Source organism: Caulobacter sp. Root343 (genome assembly GCF_001425745.1).
Classification (GTDB): Bacteria; Pseudomonadota; Alphaproteobacteria; order Caulobacterales; family Caulobacteraceae; genus Caulobacter.
Window position 1 is genome coordinate 180,932 of record NZ_LMDF01000005.1, and the last position, 14,440, is coordinate 195,371.

Below are 14,440 nucleotides of genomic sequence, written 5' to 3' on the forward strand. Positions count from 1 at the left end.
CTGGTCAGAGTGGAAACCTGAACGCCGCCACGCACCGCTCGCGCCACCAGCGGCCCAGGGCGCTCTCGACGCAGGCCCGGCCCCAATAGGCGTGGATCATGCGGTCGGGGGCCGACTGGATCGCGCAGTGCTTGGCGAGCGCGCCGGCGGCCATGCGGAAGACGAGGACGTCGCCTGGACGGGCGGCTTCGAGCGGAATGGGGACCAGCCAACGGCCGAACGCCGCCAGCAGCAGCTCGCGCTCGCCGGTCTCGGCCCAGTCGGGGCGGTAGGGCGGCGGGACCTCGGGCTCGGCCCCGTGCAGCGCCCGCCAGACGCCGCGCACGAGACCGAGGCAGTCGCAGCCGGCGCCGAGGGCCGAGGCCTGGTGACGATAGGGGGTGCCGAGCCACGGGCGGGTTTCTTGGAGGATGCGGCAGGCCCCCTCCACCGCCGTTCGGCGGTCCCCCTCCCCCGATGGGGGAGGAAGGATCTCCTTCCGCCCGCCTTTGGGGGCGGACGACCCGCGCAGCGGGTCAGGTGGGGGGAGCCCGGCTAGGTCGAGCCTCACCGCCTCCCCCCGTCGTTCCGCTCGCCCTCCACCGGGTACAGCGTCAGGAAGTCCTCGCCGGGGCTGGTCGGGAAACCTCGGAAGTTCACGTCGTTGGCGAACGTTCCGACACACGTCGCCCAGCGCTTGTCGCAAGTCGCGCCGGGATGGGCCGCCAGGTCCACGCCGCAACGCCCATCCCCCAGCCGCGCGTCGCACAGCCGGGTGAAGGTTCGGCCCGCCACCCGCTCCAGCGCGGCCAGCGGCCCGGCCAAGGCGGCGGTGAACGCCTCGCCCTCGCGGGTCACCGCCGCGATGGTCGCGGTCCAGAGGCGTACGAACCGCGACGGCGCGCTCCAATCGACCCGCAGCAGGGCGACCTTGGCTCCGTCATAGAGGCCAGCGGCCAGCTCGGCCTCGGCGATCCCGGCGTCGTCCAGCACGCCCAGGGCCGCGCCCTGACCCGGCGCGTAGCCGGCGGCGCTGTCGCGGGTTCCGGGACTCCAGCCGCCGCCGGCCCGGCAGGTCACCCCGTCGACGACCAGGTCGCGGTCGTGGTCGGTGAAGCCCAGGGTCACGCCGTCGACCCGCGTGACGATCCAGGCCTGGCACAGCCGGGCGGTGTCCAGCCCTTCCGGAAGCGCGCGCATCAGACCCGCACCTCGACCAGGGCGCAGGCGGCCACCCGGCCGGCGGCGAAGCCCTCCAGGGTCACGTCCAGCCTATCGAGGTCGAACCGCACCGGCGTGTCGAACTCGAAGCCCGCCGTCACCGCCGCGCCCGCCGCCGGGGCCGCATTCAGCGTGACCAGGCCGGAGGTCGGATCGACCGAGAAGGCCCCGGCCGCCAGGGTCGCGCCGGCCACCGCGACCTTCACCGTCCCGGCCACCGGCTTGGCGATCGGACGCACCGCGGCCTCGGGTCCGGTCCCGTAGGTCTTGGTCAGCGGGAAGGTCTTGCGCGTCCCGTCGCCGGTGCCGATCGCCTGATCGCTCGCCGCCGGCTGGGCCGAGGGGACGCACGACTTGAAGTCGGCCGGGTCGCGGAAGCGGAAACCGGTCAGCCGCCCGCGCCGGGCCTCGAAGAAGGCGACCAGCTCGGCGACCTCGTCCAGCGGCCGGGCGGCGGTGGCGATCAGGTAGCGGCGGCGGCTTAAGGCCAGGGGGCTGGTCCGCCGCTCGAAGCCCGAGGCCAGGGTGACGATCTCGGTGCGTCGCTCGACGCCGCCGGTGCAGCCGAACGCCAGGCGCGCCGGCAGGCGCACCTCATGGAACTCGCTCATGACGGTCCTCACAGAAACGTTTTGCGGAAAGTGCGGCGCCAAGCGGAGCTGTTGGCGGCCAAACGCCATTAAGTCTGCGTCATGACCCGCTTTTCACTTCATTGGCGGGTCGCCGGGCCCTACCTATGGGTCCGAGATTGGAGATCGAGATGGATTGGAAGACCCTGTTCCTGTCGCCGGAAGGCCGCATCGGCCGTCAGGCGTTCTGGATCGGCTGGCTCTGCCTGCTGGGCGCGAGCGTGGTCCTGAGCGCCATCCCGCTGATCGGCCACGTGCTGATGCTGGTGGTGATCTACGCCAGCGTCTGCATCCACACCAAGCGCCTGCACGACATGGGTCAGACCGGCTGGTGGCAGGTGCTGCCGGTGGTCTTCGGTCCGGTCCTGGTGATGGGCTCGGCCCTGTCGATCGGCGTCCTGCCGGCCATCGCCGCCCTGACCCACGGCGAGCCCGAGCTCTCGGTTCTGGCGGCCCTGGGCGGCTTCGCGGTCTCGTGCTTCATCGCCTTCGCCATCTGGCTGGCCTTCACCCTGTGGGTCGGCTGCAGCAGCGGCCAGATCGGCGACAACAAGTACGGCTCGCCCCCGACCGACACGGCGGCGGTGGCGCTCTGATCGGCTTCCTTCTCCCCCTGCGGGAGAAGGTGGCCCAAAGGGCCGGATGAGGGGTCGATAGTCCTGTCGGCTTGACGCCCGGCATCAACCGCCCGTCGCGGCGGATCCGATCATCAACCCCTCACCCGACCTGCTGCGCGGGCCACCCTCTCCCGCAAGGGGAGAGGGATTTCTACAGTTTTCGAGCCCCCAGGCTCACCGCCCGCGCCAGGGCCTGGGCCAGCTGGGCGTCGGAGCGGACCAGGCCGCCGACCTCGCCGCCCTGGACATTGACCGTCACCGAGACGCCGCCGGCCGCGCCGACCGACTCGATGCTGCCCGCGCCCATGGGACGAAACACCTCCGGCCCGCGCTCGCCGACCAGATAGGCGCCGCCTGGCAGCACCGGGCCGCCGTCGGCCCGGGTCCCGGAAAAGCCGCCGCCGAAGCTCTTGCTCAGCGCCTCGCCCAGGCCGCCCTTCAGGGCCGATCCCGCCGCGCCCAGCACCGCGCGGGCCAGCTCGCCCAGCGACACCTGGCCGTCCGAGGCGGCGCGGGCCAGCGACCTCGCCAACGAGGCGCCAGCGCGAGTGAAGGCGTCGTCGATCGAGCGGGCGGCGCGTTCGGCGGGGGCCTTCAGGGCGTCCAGGGCCGCGGCCGCCTCGGCGGCGCGGGCGGGGACGGCGGAGAGACCATCAGGTTCAAAGCTCATGGGGATCCTCGTCGGGATAGCGGGCGATCAGGGCGGACAGGCCCGGGCGGGTCAGCACCGGGGCCGGCGGGGTCTCGGTCAGGGCCCGCCACTCCCTCAGCGACAGGCGCCAGAAGGCCTCGGGCGGGATGCCCAACCGCACGGCCAGGCGCAGCGGCTCGGACCAGCTCACGCGCAGGCCGCGAGGGCGGCGGCCAGGGCGGACGCCGCCTCCGGGACCGTGGCGCGGGCGGCGACGTCCGGAGGCTCGCCGCCGCCGTCCAGCAGCGCCGCCAGCACGGCGGTCAGGTCCTTGGCGCTGAGGGTGGCGATGCGGTCGGGCAGCTGGGACCAGTCGGACAGGCCCAGGGCGGCCTCGATCCGGGCCAGGGCGCCGAGCGTCAGGCACAGCCGACGCGGCGCGCCAGCCAGGGCGACGACGACCTCGCCGCGGGCGGGGTTGGGAGGGAGCATTTTGGGTTCCTTCTGCGACTTGCCCCCTCCGGGCCTGCGGCCCTCCTCCCCCGGAGGGGGAAGAAGGGACGCGCGGACCCTTCCGCCCCCTCCGGGGGCGGACGACCTGCGCAGCAGGTCAGGTGGGGGCAAGTGACCGGGCTAGATCGCCGTGAACGTCACCGCCCCGGCCGACGCCAAGCTCAGCGCGAACGCCGCCTCGCCGTCGTGCTCGCCGGCGTATTCCAGCGCCGCGACAATGAACGCCCCTTCCAGTTGGCCGAAGTCCGGGACGATCAGCCGCCAGGTCCGGGCCGACTGGTCGAAGAAGCTCTGGCGCACCTGGGCGTCGGAGGCGGCGTCGCGGAACACGCCCGAGCCCGACACGGCCACCGAGCGCACCCCTGCCCCGGCCAGCAGCTCGCGCCAGCGGCCGGCGCTGTCGCTGTCGGTGGCGTCGATGGTCTTGGCGTTCAGGCTGATGGTGCGGGCGCGCAGGCCCGCGACGGTGACGAAGCTGGAGGCCCCGTCGCTGATCTTCAGCAGGATATCCTTGCCGGCTTGGGCGGCCATGGGCGGTTCTCCAATTCTAGGGGGCTTCGGTCACCGCCCGCACGCGGACGATGCCGAGGGTGGTTTCGCGGTCGGCGCCGGCGAAGACGTCGGCATAGGGGACGCGGAGGTTGACCAGACGCCGGCCGGCCAGCGCGGGCCGAGCGTCGTGCAAGGCCGCGCGGACGGCGGCGACCAGGGCGCGCGCCTCCTCGGGACCGCCGAACCGGCTGGCGCAGGTCAGGGTCAGCAGGTGCTCGATCCCCTCGCCGTCAACGCCGCCGACCGGGCGACCTTCGGAGCGGCTGACGACGACGCAGGGATAGGTCGGCAGGCGCGGGGCCATGGCGTGGATCCGCTGGCCGGTCAGGGCGGTGACGGCGGGCGCGGCCTTCAGGGTCGCTACGAGGGCGTCGATCAGGGGCTTGTCGGTCACAGCCGGGCCTTTCGGTAGGGGGTCAGCCACGGCTCGACGAGGGACAGCGAGGGCTCGCCCGCATCGCGATGCTCATAGGCGTGGGCGACCAGGGTCAGGACCGACAGCCGCAGCGGGGCCGGGCTGGTCGGGGCCAGGGCGACGCCGGCGGCGCGCGAGACGCGAGCCTCGGCGGCGTCGATCAGGATCGTCAGGACCGCGTCTTCCGAGGTGTCGGGCGCGCGCAGGAACGCCCGGGCCTCGGCCAGGGTCAGGGATTGGGGCATGGGGAATTTCCAGGAATGGGGTCACTTGCCCCCTCCGCGCTTCGCGCTCCTCCCCCGGAGGGGGAAGAAGGGCGTCAGTGCGAACCTTCCGCCCCCTCCCGGGGGCGGACGACCGCGAAGCGGTCAGGTGGGGGCAAGTGACCGGGCTAGACGTCTAGCTCGCCGCGAACTTCAGCAGCTTCACGGCGTCGAAGTTCTGCACGCCGCCGCCGACGCGCTTGGTGGTGTAGAACAGCACGTGCGGCTTGGCCGAGTACGGGTCGCGCAGCACCCGCACCCCGGCGCGGTCGACGATCAGGTAGCCCTTCTCGAAGTCGCCGAACGCCACCGGGCAGGTGTTGGCCGCCACGTCGGGCATGGCCTCGATCTCGGTGACCGGGAAGCCCAGCAAGGACGCCGACTGGCCCGGCTGCAGAGCCGCGTTCCAGATGTAGTTGCCCTGTGCGTCCTTGAACTTGCGCACGGCGCTGACCGAGCGGCGGTTCATCACGAAGCGGCCGTTCTGGCGGTACTGGGTCTTGGCCGCGTAGATCAGGTCGATCAGCTTGTCGGTCGGGTTGGTCGCCGGCCAGCCGCCCGCCACGCCGGTGGCCAGATAGCCGACCTGGCCCCACGCGTACGAGGCGTCCGGCGCGGCGGTGTAGGCCAGCAGGCCCTTGGGCTTGTTGACCCCGTCGCCGGTCACGAAGGCCGAGGTCTCCTGGGCGGCGAAGGCGTCCTGCACCTCCTCGGCCAGCCACTCGTCGATGCTGACATAGGCGTCGTCCAGCAGGGCCTGGGTGGCGGCCGGGCTGGCGTAGAGCTCGCCGGCCGGGAAGTCGATCACGTCCAGGGTGGGCGCGGTCGTCTCGGGCCGGGCGGCGGTCTCGGCCACCCAGGCGGCGGCCAGGCCGGTCGGCGACACCGGCTTGCGGAAGCTGCCCGAGCCGATGGTGCGGACCTGGCAGATCTCGCGCATCGGGCTGGTGGCCGCCAGGCGACGCAGGATCAGCCGCTCCAGCTCGGGCGGAGCGACATAGCCGCCGGCCGTGGCGGTTCCTTCCGAAAGACCCTTGGCCTCCAGCAGGCTGGCCGCCGTCTCGCCGGTCTTCACATAGTGGTCGAAAGCTGCCTTGCGCTCGTCCACCCGCGCCAGCGGCGCGTCACCGCCAAGACCAGGTCTACGCAGGTCGGCCATCAGCCGGTCCAGGCGGTCCTGGGCGCGGCCGACCGCCTCGTCGATGCGGCCGACCTTCTCCTCCAGCAGGACGTCGGCCCGCTTGGTCTCGATGGCGGCCAGCCGCGTGTCGTTGGCGGCCTTGAAGCTCTCGAACGCGGTGAGCACGTCCGCCAGCGCCGCGCGGGCCTCGGGCGAGGCCGCGTGTTTGGTTTCCTTCATGGGGATCTCCGGTTTGGGATAGGCGAAAGAAATCCTCCCCCTAGCGGGGGAGGTGTCGGCCCGAAGGGACGACGGAGGGGGAAGCGGAGGGGCGGCCGGACTTCCCCCTCCGGCCCTTCGGGCCACCTCCCCCGCTAGGGGGAGGATCTGATGAGCCGCGCGCCCGGCAGCATCGGGAAGGTCACGATCGACACCTCCCAGAGGTCGACGCGGGACAGCACCCGCAGGCGGTCCTTCGTGCGCGCCTTGACCTGGCGAAAGCCGATCGACAGGCCGTCCAGGGCCCCGGCCTCGACCAGCGCCGCGACCAGGCGGCCGCGCGGCGTGACCCGCAGGATCCGGCCTCGGACGAACAGGCCCTTGGCGTCTTCGGTCACCGCGTCCCAGACCCCGACCGGCTCGGCCTCGTCGTGCTGGTGCAGCATCTTGACCGGCGCGCCGGCCGCCAGGCTGTCGGCGAAGGCCCCGGCGGCGGTGACGTCGTCATTGAGGTCGCGGGTCCAGAACAGCGAGGCGTAGCCTTCGATCTTCAGCTCGTCTTCGTTTCTAGCGGTCATCGGCGCGCTCCAGTCGGGCTTCGATGCGAGCCAGGCTCTGGCGGCTGGCGTCGGCCTGCGCCTCCAGCCGCGCCAGCCGCTCGGCGACCGGGGCCTGGGCCTCGAGCCGGCGCTGGACCTCGTCGATCCGCGCCGTGGCCTTGCCGGCCCACAGCAGGGCGGCGGCGGCTTGCAGCGCCACGGCGACCAGCACGGCGGCCGAGACCTGGCGGTCCAGCCGCCAGCGGGTGGGAATGGTCATGGGGATCCTTTCGATACTTGCCCCCTCCGCGCCTGCGGCGCTCCTCCCCCGGAGGGGGAAGAAGGTTCTCCCCTTCTGCCCCCTCCGGGGGCGGACGACCTGCGCAGCAGGTCAGGTGGGGGCCCGCGGCGGTGGCCGATTAGTGTTCCAGCCCCGCCAGCCGCCGGCGCTCGGCGTCGGTGAGAAAGGACGCCGCCTGCAGCCGGCTCCACAGGGCGTCGCGCTCGGCCGACAGGGCCGGGACGGCGTCGAGGTCAGGGGCGATGCGCGCGCCGGGGAACTTGGCGGCCAGCCAGCCCGTCAGGGCCCGCGCCGCCCGCTCGGCCAGCGGGACCACCGTCCCGCGCCAGAAGGCGGCGTTGGCCTCGCGATAGTTGGCGTAGGTGTTGTCGCCGGGGATCCCCAGCAGCTGCGGCGGGACGCCGAACGCAAGGGCGATCTCGCGGGCGGCGGCGTGCTTGCCCTCGGTGAAGTCCATCTCGGCCGGGGTCAGCGACATGGCCCGCCAGTCGAGGCCGCCCTCCAGCAGCAGCGGCCGGCCGGCGTTGGCGGTCCCCGACTGGGCGGTGGCCAGCTCGGTCTTCAGCCGGTCGAACTGCTCGTCGGTCAGGCGGTCGCCGGCGTCCTTGCTGGAATAGACCAGGGCCCCCGAGGGCCGCGCGGAGTTGTCCAGCAGCGCCTTGTTCCAGGCGCTGGAGGCGTTGTGCACGTCGATCGCGAACGCCGCGGCCTCCAACGGCGAGAAGCCGTAGTGGTCGTTGGTCGGGTTGAACAGCTTCAGGTGCAGCACCGGCAGCCAGCCGTCGGCGTCGCGGGCGATGCGGACCGTGCGTCCGGCCGCCTGGTAGTCATAGGCCAGCGGCCAGCCGCGCGGGCCGGGGACCACGGTCATCCGGTCGGGGCGCAGGGCGTAGAGCTCCGACGGGGCGGCGTCGCCCGCCGCCTCCAGATAGGCGTTGCCGGCTGCCTGTAGGCTCCCGAAGAACGCCTCCATCAGGTCGGGTCCGCCCTGTTCGGGATTGGGCCGGTCCAGCAGGCGCTTCAGCGGATGGTCGTCGGCGCGGCGGCCATCGACGAACACCGCCAACGGCGTCGACGCGGCGGCCTCGGCGATCATCCGCACGCAGCGATAGGCGACGGGATTCTTGGCGAACCCTTCGCTGGCCAGGGCCGCGTAGTCGCGCGGCGTCCACTGCGGCCGGCCGCCCGTGGTCAGGGCGATGAGACGCGCGGCGCGGGAGTCTTTGACCTCCGGCGGGCGGGGTTTGAAGAGGGGCATGGGCGCTCCCGATGATTGAGAACAAAATGAGAACAATCTATAGTGGCGGCTATTCCCTTCTTCCCCCTCCGGGGGAGGAGGGCCGCAGGCCCGGAGGGGGCAAGTCAGGGAGTTCGCGATGCCCGCGCCCAAGACGACCGTCGCCAATGCGCGACGTCTCAGGAAGGAAATGTCCAAGCCGGAGATAAACCTCTGGCACGGCCTCAGACGCGGTGGCCTGGACGGGCTAAAGTTCCGAAGACAGCACCCAATGGGGCCTTATGTGCTCGACTTCTATTGCTCGGCGCTAAGGTTGGCCGTGGAGGTGGATGGTTACGCGCACTGCGTCGGATCACGCCCTCGGCGGGATGTGGTTCGCGATCAATGGTTGATCGCGATTGGCATCCGAACGCTTCGAATACCGGCGCACGAGGTGATGCGGTCGGTTGACGACACGCTGTCGACGATCCGAGAGCATGTGGCTCACTTGCCCCCTCCGGATGCTGCGCATCCTCCTCCCCCGGAGGGGGAAGAAGGATCACCTTCCGCCCCCTTCGGGGGCGGACGACCCGCGCAGCGGGTCAGGTGGGGGCCTCGCGGCGGTTAGAGGCTCCGCAACCTCGGCGTCCCCCTACCCCCCAGCATCAGCTCACTCACCGCCCAGACCAGCGCATCCGCCCGGTCCGGACTGTGCTCCAGGTCCCCCGAGCCCAGGGCCATCAACTCCTCCTCCAACGCCACGAAGGCGCCGCAGTGGAGCACCCGGCCTTGCTCGTACAGCGCCGCCACCGGCTCGGCCCGGGCCCGTTTGCCGATCGAGGCGCGGACCAGTTTCACGCGGCACGGCGGGTCGGCCTGGGCCAGGACCGAGCGGACCATGTCGCCGCCCTGGTTGGCCTCGGCCACCAGGGCGTCGGCGGCCCAGGCGCGAGCGGCGGCCACGGCCTTCCTGGCCCAACCGGCGGGGGACAATCCCCGGGCGGTCTCGTCGGCCAGGACGAAGGCGCGGTCGTCACGCCGGCCCACGACCACGATGCCGCAGGCGTCGCCGGTGGCGGTGGCCGGCGGGTCCACCGCCACCACCACGCGGTCGAACCGCGCCGGCTTGGCGGCCCGGCACCTTGCCAGGTCCTCGGCGCGGAACAGGCCGCCGTCGGTCTCGACGATGACCCCGTCCAGCTCCTGGGCGGCCAGGCGGGTGCCGCCATAGAGGCTCTCCAGGGTCCGCAGGAAGGCGGGCGCCAGGTTGCCGGCATTGGCGGCGGTGCCGGCGCGGGTCACGTGGACGCCGGACTCGGCCATCAGGGCCTTCAGCGCGCGGATCGGCCGGGGCGTCGAGGTGACGGCCAGGCGCGGGTCCTGACCCAGCCGCAGGCCGAAGCGCAGCATGGCCAGGGTCTCGGACGGCTTGGGCCAGGCGCAGAACTCGTCGGCCCAGGCGGCGTGGAATTGCGGCCCGCGCAGGCTGTCGGGATCCTCGGCCGAGAAGGCGTAGGCGGTCGCGCCGTTGGGCCAGACCAGCCGCCGGCGCGAGGCTTCCCAGCGGGGGCGGAACAGCGGTCCGCCCATCGCCTTGAGGCCCGACGGACCCTCGATCATCACCTCGCGCACGTCGTGCAGGGTGGGGCCGATCAAGGCCAGGCTCGGATAGGTCAGGGCGTTCCAGGTGATCCAGCGCGCGCCCGCGAAGGTCTTGCCGGCACCGCGTCCGCCCAGCATCAGCCAGGTGGTCCAGGGCTTGTAGTCAGGCGACCTCTGATGAACCAGCGGCTCGGCCAGGACGGCGCTAAGCAGGCGCTGTTGGTCTTCCCTCTCCAGCCCCACCACCGCCGTCGCGATCGCCCTCATCAGCGAGGCGCTTGAGTTCGAGCAGCTCAGCGAAGCGAGTGAAGCGGGCGACAAGAGCGGCTTGAAGCTCTTCGGGGTCATCCGGGATATCGGCATGCATGAGGGCCTCGTCATCATTGGCCGCCTCGTCGGCGGCGGGTTTGGTGGAGGTCTCCGGAACCATCGTCTCGATCGCCTTGGCCGATCGAGCGAAGACCCCGCAGGTACGGGCGTCCTTCTCGATCTGGGCTCTTTCAGCGGGGTCCGTGCTTTTCTGGAAGGCGTCGATGAGCTTGTCCATCTTCGCCCGGAGGCAGGTCTGCAGCGTCTCGCTCCAGCTCTGAACCTCTTCGCTTCTTCCGGCCATGACACAAAGATACGGCGCCAGCGGGCGCGGATCATTCAAGTCGCTATAAAAGTGACAAGCCTTTGATTTCGCGGCATTCGATCTCGCGAACGCCGGGGATTGAGCGGCCTCAATCCCCGTGGTCGGGGCCCGGGACGGCTCGACAGGCCCGCCCCGCCTCGCCACCCTGGCGGAAAAAGGGAGCGACCATGACCGACCAGACCCTTAGCGGCCGCACCGTGCTGATCACCGGCGCCTCGTCCGGCATTGGGGCGCACCTGGCCCGCCAGGCCGCCGCCGCCGGGGCCAGGGTCGCCCTGGCCGCCCGCCGCGCCGACCGGCTGGACGCCCTGGTCGCCGAGATCGGCCCGACCGCCGCCGCCTTCGCCATGGACGTCGAGGACGAGGCCTCGGTCATCGCCGCCTATGACGCCGTCGAGGAGAGGCTGGGCCCGCCCGACGCGGTGATCGCCAATGCCGGGATCAGCATCCAGGGCATGGCTCTGGACATCGCCATCGGCGACTTCGACAAGGTGCTGGGCGTCAACACCCGGGGCGTGTTCCTGACCGCCCGCGAGGGGGCGCGGCGGATGATCCGGGCGGGGTCGGAGCAGACCGGGCGCGGCCGGATCGTGCTGGTCGCCTCGATCGGCGCGCACAAGGTGCTGCCGGGCCTGACCGCCTACTGTACGTCCAAGGCCGCCACGACCATGCTGGGCAAGAGCCTGGCCCGCGAGTGGATCCGCAAGGGGATCAACGTCAACGTCCTGTGCCCCGGCTACATCAAGACCGAGCTGAACGGCGACTGGTTCGAGAGCGAGGGCGGCCAGCGGCTGCTGGCGACCTTTCCCCGCAAGCGGCTGATGGACGAGGACGACCTGACGGCCACGGCCCTGTACCTGTGCTCGGACGCCGCGCGGGCGGTGACGGGGAGCGTGTTTACCGTGGACGACGGGCAGTCGCTGTAGGGGCAGTGAACTCTCCTCCCCATTAGGGGGAGGTGGATCCGTGCGAATACGCACGGAGACGGAGGGGGTCCGCGAAGCGGTGGTGTGTTGGCCAATTCACAGGGCCCCTCCACCGCCATTCGGCGGTCCCCCTCCCCCAGAGGGGGAGGAGAGAAGCGCAATGAACTCTCCTCCCCATTAGGGGGAGGTGGCGCGGCGCGAATACGCGCCGTGACGGAGGGGGTCCGCGAAGCGGTGGTGCATTGGCCACCGCTCAGGGCCCCTCCACCGCCGTTCGGCGGTCCCCCTCCCCCAGAGGGGGAGGAGAGATCGAGGTCCCTCACCGCGCCCGATAAAGCCACTCCCCCGGCAGCCCCATCCGCACGCTGGCCTCGTACGGCGGAGCCCCCGGGATCGGCGTCCGGTCCGCCAGCCTCGCCGCCGCGCGGATCATCGGCAGTTCCAGCGGCCTCGGCAGCCACTCCCGCCCCAACCCCAGCACCGCCCGCACCTCGGCCGGGACCAGCCCCACCGCCGCCCGGATCAGCGGGTGCTGCAGGCGGCTCAGCGGCCCGGCGATCCGCACCCCGCGCATCAGGGTCAGGAACTCCAGCACGATCGCCGACCGCTCCAGCCTCGGCAGCATGGCCGCGAGCTGGGCCTCCCATTCGGCCTCAGAGGTTGGCGCCCCAACGGCCCCGTACAGTCGCGCGGCCGGGGCGGCCTCGGCGTAGAGGCGGTCGCGGTCCTCGCGGGAGAGCGGCCGGACCAGCGCGTGATAGGCGGTCAGGAAGCCGAAGCTGGCCGTGGCCTGCACCCAGTCCAGCAGCTCGACGTCGTCGGCGCGGTAGGCGGTCCCGCCCGGCGTCACCCCCTCGATCCGCGCGTGCTGGCGGCCGACCCCGGCGATCATCGCCTCGGACACCGAGCGCGCGCCATAGACCGTGACCATGGCCGCCAGGCCGGTGCGCTTCAGGCGGGTCAGCGGATCGTCGCGAAAGCTGGAATGCTCCCAGACCCCGGTGCGCACCCGCGGCTCGGCCAGTTCCAGGATCACCGCGGTCACCCCGCCGACGAACAGGGCCACCGGGTTCTTGAAGATCCGCCACGACACCGAATCCGGCGCGGCCAGCGCCGCCTCGCCGGGCGGTTGGCCGAAATCGACGCGCGGGCCGCCCGGAATCTCGAACAAGGCCTTGGCGGCGTCGGCGAAACGGGCTTTCAAGGGCGCCTCCGGCGAAGGGATTCCTCAGACAATAACGCCCTGACATCGGAGAGCGCGCATGGACATGTCATGTAGCGCCCCCATCTATCCGGCCACCACCTTCCAACTCTTGCGGGACGACCAAAGTGCATCTGACGGGCGAGCTTCTGATCGGCGGCGAAAGCCGCATGGGGACCAACGGCGAGATCAAGGGGGTCAACCCCGCGACCGGCGACACCCTGGAGCCCGCGTTCGGCGGCGCGACCAAGGCCGATGTCGAGCAGGCCGCCGCCCTGGCCGCCGAGGCGTTCGGCCCCTACCGGTCGCTGCCCTACGAGACCCGCGCCACCTTCCTGGAAGCCATCGCCGAGCACATCGAGGCGATCGGCGATGACCTGATCGTCCGGGTGATGGCCGAGACCGGCCTGCCGCGCGCCCGCCTCGAAGGCGAGCGCGCCCGCACCACCGGCCAGCTGCGCCTGTTCGCCAGCGTGCTGCGCGACGGCGGCTTCCTGGAAGCCCGCATCGACCCGGCCCTGCCCGACCGCAAGCCGCTGCCGCGTCCGGACCTGCGCCTGCGCAACGTGCCGCTGGGTCCCGTGGCGGTGTTCGGGGCCAGCAACTTCCCGCTGGCCTTCTCGGTGGCCGGCGGCGACACCGCCTCGGCCCTGGCGGCCGGCTGCCCGGTCATCGTCAAGGCCCACCCGGCCCATCCGGGGACCTCGGAGCTGGTCGGCCGCGCCATCCAGGCCGCCGTGGCCTCGGTCGGCCTGCATCCGGGCGTGTTCTCGATGATCCACGACAGCGGCTACGAGGTCAGCCAGGCCCTGGTCGCCGACCCGCGCGTCAAGGCCGCCGGCTTCACCGGCTCGCGCCGCGGCGGTCTGGCGCTCGCCGCCATCGCCCAGGGCCGGCCCGAGCCGATCCCGTTCTACGCCGAGATGAGCAGCATCAACCCGGTGATCCTGCTGCCCGCCGCCCTGAAGGCCCGGGCCGAGAAGATCGCCCCGGACTTCGTGGCCGCCCTGACCCTGGGCGCGGGCCAGTTCTGCACCAATCCCGGCCTGATCCTGGCCATCGACGGGCCGGAGCTGGACGCCTTCGTCACCGCCGCCGGCCAGGCCGTGGCGGCCGCCCCGGCCTCGGTGATGCTGACGCCCGGCATCTGCAAGGCCTTCGCCCATGGCGTCGCGGCGCTGGCCGAGGATCCGCAGGTCACCACCGTGGCGCGCGGCCAGACCGGTCAGGGCCACACCGGCCAGGCCGGCCTGTTCAGCGTCGCGGCCAGCGCCTTCCTGGCCAACCCGCACCTGCACGAGGAGGTGTTCGGGGCCGCCTCGCTGGTGGTGCGCTGCGCCGACCAAGCCGAGCTCGCGGCCGTCATCGACGCCCTGGAAGGCCAGCTGACCATCGCCCTGCACCTGGAAGATGGCGACCACGCCATCGCCGGGGCCCTGCTGCCGGCGCTGGAACTGAAGGCCGGCCGAATCCTGATCAACGGCTTCGGCACCGGCGTCGAGGTGGCCCACGCCATGGTCCACGGCGGCCCGTTCCCGGCCACCTCGGACGCCAAGGCGACCTCGGTCGGGACCCTGGCCATCGCGCGGTTCCTGCGGCCGGTCAGCTACCAGAACCTGCCGGAAGCCCTGCTGCCGGCCGAGCTGCGGACGGACAACCCGCTGGGGATCGCGCGCCGGGTCGATGGGAAGATGAAGCTGGGCTGACGGAGCATCCTTCCGCCCCTCCGGGGGCGGACGACCGCGCGGCGCGCGGTCAGGTGGGGGCAAGTGACAGGCGTTGGCTCGCCACTTGCCCCCTCCGCGCCTTCGGCGCTCCTCCCCCGAAGGGGGAAGAAGGGATGTCCGCGCCCAAACACTTAA

Annotated in this window: 18 protein-coding genes and 5 pseudogenes; 6 read left to right on the forward strand and 17 right to left on the reverse strand. The window is 72.2% G+C overall.

The window, feature by feature from the left end:
* Positions 1–4: 4 nt before the first annotated feature.
* Positions 5–400: pseudogene (locus tag ASC70_RS04935) on the reverse strand (NlpC/P60 family protein); the annotation flags it as partial.
* Between the two features lie 3 nt (positions 401–403).
* Here ASC70_RS04935 and ASC70_RS25455 point away from each other — a divergent pair.
* Positions 404–469 (forward strand): annotated as a pseudogene (locus ASC70_RS25455) (hypothetical protein); the annotation flags it as partial.
* Between the two features lie 77 nt (positions 470–546).
* Here the strand turns inward: ASC70_RS25455 and ASC70_RS04940 are convergent.
* A complete protein-coding gene (locus ASC70_RS04940) occupies positions 547–1,179 on the reverse strand; it encodes a DUF2163 domain-containing protein (RefSeq protein ID WP_056046987.1) in 633 nt (210 codons plus the stop codon).
* On the reverse strand, positions 1,179–1,811 hold the full coding sequence (locus ASC70_RS04945; RefSeq protein WP_056046989.1) for a DUF2460 domain-containing protein: 633 nt from the start codon (positions 1,809–1,811) through the stop codon (positions 1,179–1,181). The genes ASC70_RS04940 and ASC70_RS04945 overlap by 1 nt, the downstream gene beginning before the upstream one ends.
* A gap of 149 nt (positions 1,812–1,960) precedes the next feature.
* Between ASC70_RS04945 and ASC70_RS04950 the strand changes: the two genes are divergently transcribed.
* Complete coding sequence (locus tag ASC70_RS04950) at positions 1,961–2,425, forward strand: DUF805 domain-containing protein (RefSeq protein ID WP_082539875.1); 465 nt, start codon at positions 1,961–1,963, stop codon at positions 2,423–2,425.
* A gap of 172 nt (positions 2,426–2,597) precedes the next feature.
* Here the strand turns inward: ASC70_RS04950 and ASC70_RS04955 are convergent, their stop codons facing one another.
* The 11 genes and pseudogenes from ASC70_RS04955 to ASC70_RS05000 all read right to left on the reverse strand — a co-directional run bounded on the left by ASC70_RS04955 (position 2,598) and on the right by ASC70_RS05000 (position 8,404).
* On the reverse strand, positions 2,598–3,116 hold the full coding sequence (locus tag ASC70_RS04955) for a hypothetical protein (RefSeq protein ID WP_056046994.1): 519 nt from the start codon (positions 3,114–3,116) through the stop codon (positions 2,598–2,600).
* Positions 3,106–3,288: a phage tail assembly chaperone gene (locus ASC70_RS04960; RefSeq protein WP_056046996.1), complete on the reverse strand. Its 183-nt coding sequence runs from the start codon at positions 3,286–3,288 to the stop codon at positions 3,106–3,108. Before ASC70_RS04960 ends, ASC70_RS04955 begins: the two co-directional genes overlap by 11 nt.
* Positions 3,285–3,569 (reverse strand): GTA-gp10 family protein, encoded by a 285-nt coding sequence (locus tag ASC70_RS04965; protein ID WP_056047001.1) that lies wholly within the window; start codon positions 3,567–3,569, stop codon positions 3,285–3,287. The genes ASC70_RS04960 and ASC70_RS04965 overlap by 4 nt, the downstream gene beginning before the upstream one ends.
* A gap of 141 nt (positions 3,570–3,710) precedes the next feature.
* Positions 3,711–4,121 carry a phage major tail protein, TP901-1 family gene (locus ASC70_RS04970; RefSeq protein ID WP_047407406.1) on the reverse strand — a complete coding sequence of 137 codons (411 nt, stop codon included), beginning with the start codon at positions 4,119–4,121 and terminating at the stop codon, positions 3,711–3,713.
* Between the two features lie 16 nt (positions 4,122–4,137).
* Positions 4,138–4,536 carry a DUF3168 domain-containing protein gene (locus ASC70_RS04975; protein ID WP_056047004.1) on the reverse strand — a complete coding sequence of 133 codons (399 nt, stop codon included), beginning with the start codon at positions 4,534–4,536 and terminating at the stop codon, positions 4,138–4,140.
* On the reverse strand, positions 4,533–4,802 hold the full coding sequence (locus ASC70_RS04980) for a head-tail connector protein (RefSeq protein WP_056047006.1): 270 nt from the start codon (positions 4,800–4,802) through the stop codon (positions 4,533–4,535). The genes ASC70_RS04975 and ASC70_RS04980 overlap by 4 nt, the downstream gene beginning before the upstream one ends.
* A 28-nt stretch (positions 4,803–4,830) precedes the next feature.
* Positions 4,831–4,905 (reverse strand): annotated as a pseudogene (locus ASC70_RS25890) (hypothetical protein); the annotation flags it as partial.
* A 51-nt stretch (positions 4,906–4,956) separates the two neighbouring features.
* Positions 4,957–6,180 carry a phage major capsid protein gene (locus ASC70_RS04985; RefSeq protein ID WP_056047009.1) on the reverse strand — a complete coding sequence of 408 codons (1,224 nt, stop codon included), beginning with the start codon at positions 6,178–6,180 and terminating at the stop codon, positions 4,957–4,959.
* A gap of 134 nt (positions 6,181–6,314) precedes the next feature.
* Positions 6,315–6,737 carry an HK97 family phage prohead protease gene (locus tag ASC70_RS04990; protein WP_056047011.1) on the reverse strand — a complete coding sequence of 141 codons (423 nt, stop codon included), beginning with the start codon at positions 6,735–6,737 and terminating at the stop codon, positions 6,315–6,317.
* The gene (locus ASC70_RS04995) at positions 6,727–6,978 is read right to left on the reverse strand and encodes a hypothetical protein (protein WP_056047013.1); all 252 of its coding nucleotides are present in this window, start codon (positions 6,976–6,978) and stop codon (positions 6,727–6,729) included. The genes ASC70_RS04990 and ASC70_RS04995 overlap by 11 nt, the downstream gene beginning before the upstream one ends.
* A gap of 139 nt (positions 6,979–7,117) precedes the next feature.
* Positions 7,118–8,404, reverse strand: a pseudogene (locus tag ASC70_RS05000) (phage portal protein).
* Between the two features lie 22 nt (positions 8,405–8,426).
* Here ASC70_RS05000 and ASC70_RS24345 point away from each other — a divergent pair.
* On the forward strand, positions 8,427–8,843 hold the full coding sequence (locus ASC70_RS24345) for an endonuclease domain-containing protein (protein WP_235519288.1): 417 nt from the start codon (positions 8,427–8,429) through the stop codon (positions 8,841–8,843).
* Here the strand turns inward: ASC70_RS24345 and ASC70_RS05005 are convergent.
* Together ASC70_RS05005 and ASC70_RS25160 are read right to left on the reverse strand one after the other, a co-directional pair.
* Positions 8,840–10,138, reverse strand: coding sequence for a DNA-packaging protein (locus ASC70_RS05005; protein WP_235519251.1), 1,299 nt, complete (start codon positions 10,136–10,138; stop codon positions 8,840–8,842). The genes ASC70_RS24345 and ASC70_RS05005 overlap by 4 nt on opposite strands.
* Complete coding sequence (locus ASC70_RS25160) at positions 10,023–10,469, reverse strand: hypothetical protein (RefSeq protein WP_235519252.1); 447 nt, start codon at positions 10,467–10,469, stop codon at positions 10,023–10,025. Before ASC70_RS25160 ends, ASC70_RS05005 begins: the two co-directional genes overlap by 116 nt.
* A gap of 149 nt (positions 10,470–10,618) precedes the next feature.
* Here ASC70_RS25160 and ASC70_RS05010 point away from each other — a divergent pair, with 149 nt between their 5' ends.
* Together ASC70_RS05010 and ASC70_RS25895 are read left to right on the forward strand one after the other, a co-directional pair.
* Positions 10,619–11,377, forward strand: a complete 759-nt coding sequence (locus ASC70_RS05010) for an SDR family NAD(P)-dependent oxidoreductase (protein ID WP_056047016.1) — start codon at positions 10,619–10,621, stop codon at positions 11,375–11,377.
* A 241-nt stretch (positions 11,378–11,618) separates the two neighbouring features.
* Positions 11,619–11,684: pseudogene (locus tag ASC70_RS25895) on the forward strand (hypothetical protein); the annotation flags it as partial.
* A gap of 12 nt (positions 11,685–11,696) precedes the next feature.
* On the opposite strand, the gene ASC70_RS05015 reads toward ASC70_RS25895, so the two are convergent.
* Positions 11,697–12,581 carry an oxygenase MpaB family protein gene (locus ASC70_RS05015; protein WP_082539870.1) on the reverse strand — a complete coding sequence of 295 codons (885 nt, stop codon included), beginning with the start codon at positions 12,579–12,581 and terminating at the stop codon, positions 11,697–11,699.
* Between the two features lie 167 nt (positions 12,582–12,748).
* Here ASC70_RS05015 and ASC70_RS05020 point away from each other — a divergent pair, with 167 nt between their 5' ends.
* The gene (locus tag ASC70_RS05020; RefSeq protein ID WP_056048408.1) at positions 12,749–14,284 is read left to right on the forward strand and encodes an aldehyde dehydrogenase (NADP(+)); all 1,536 of its coding nucleotides are present in this window, start codon (positions 12,749–12,751) and stop codon (positions 14,282–14,284) included.
* Positions 14,285–14,440: the final 156 nt, after the last annotated feature.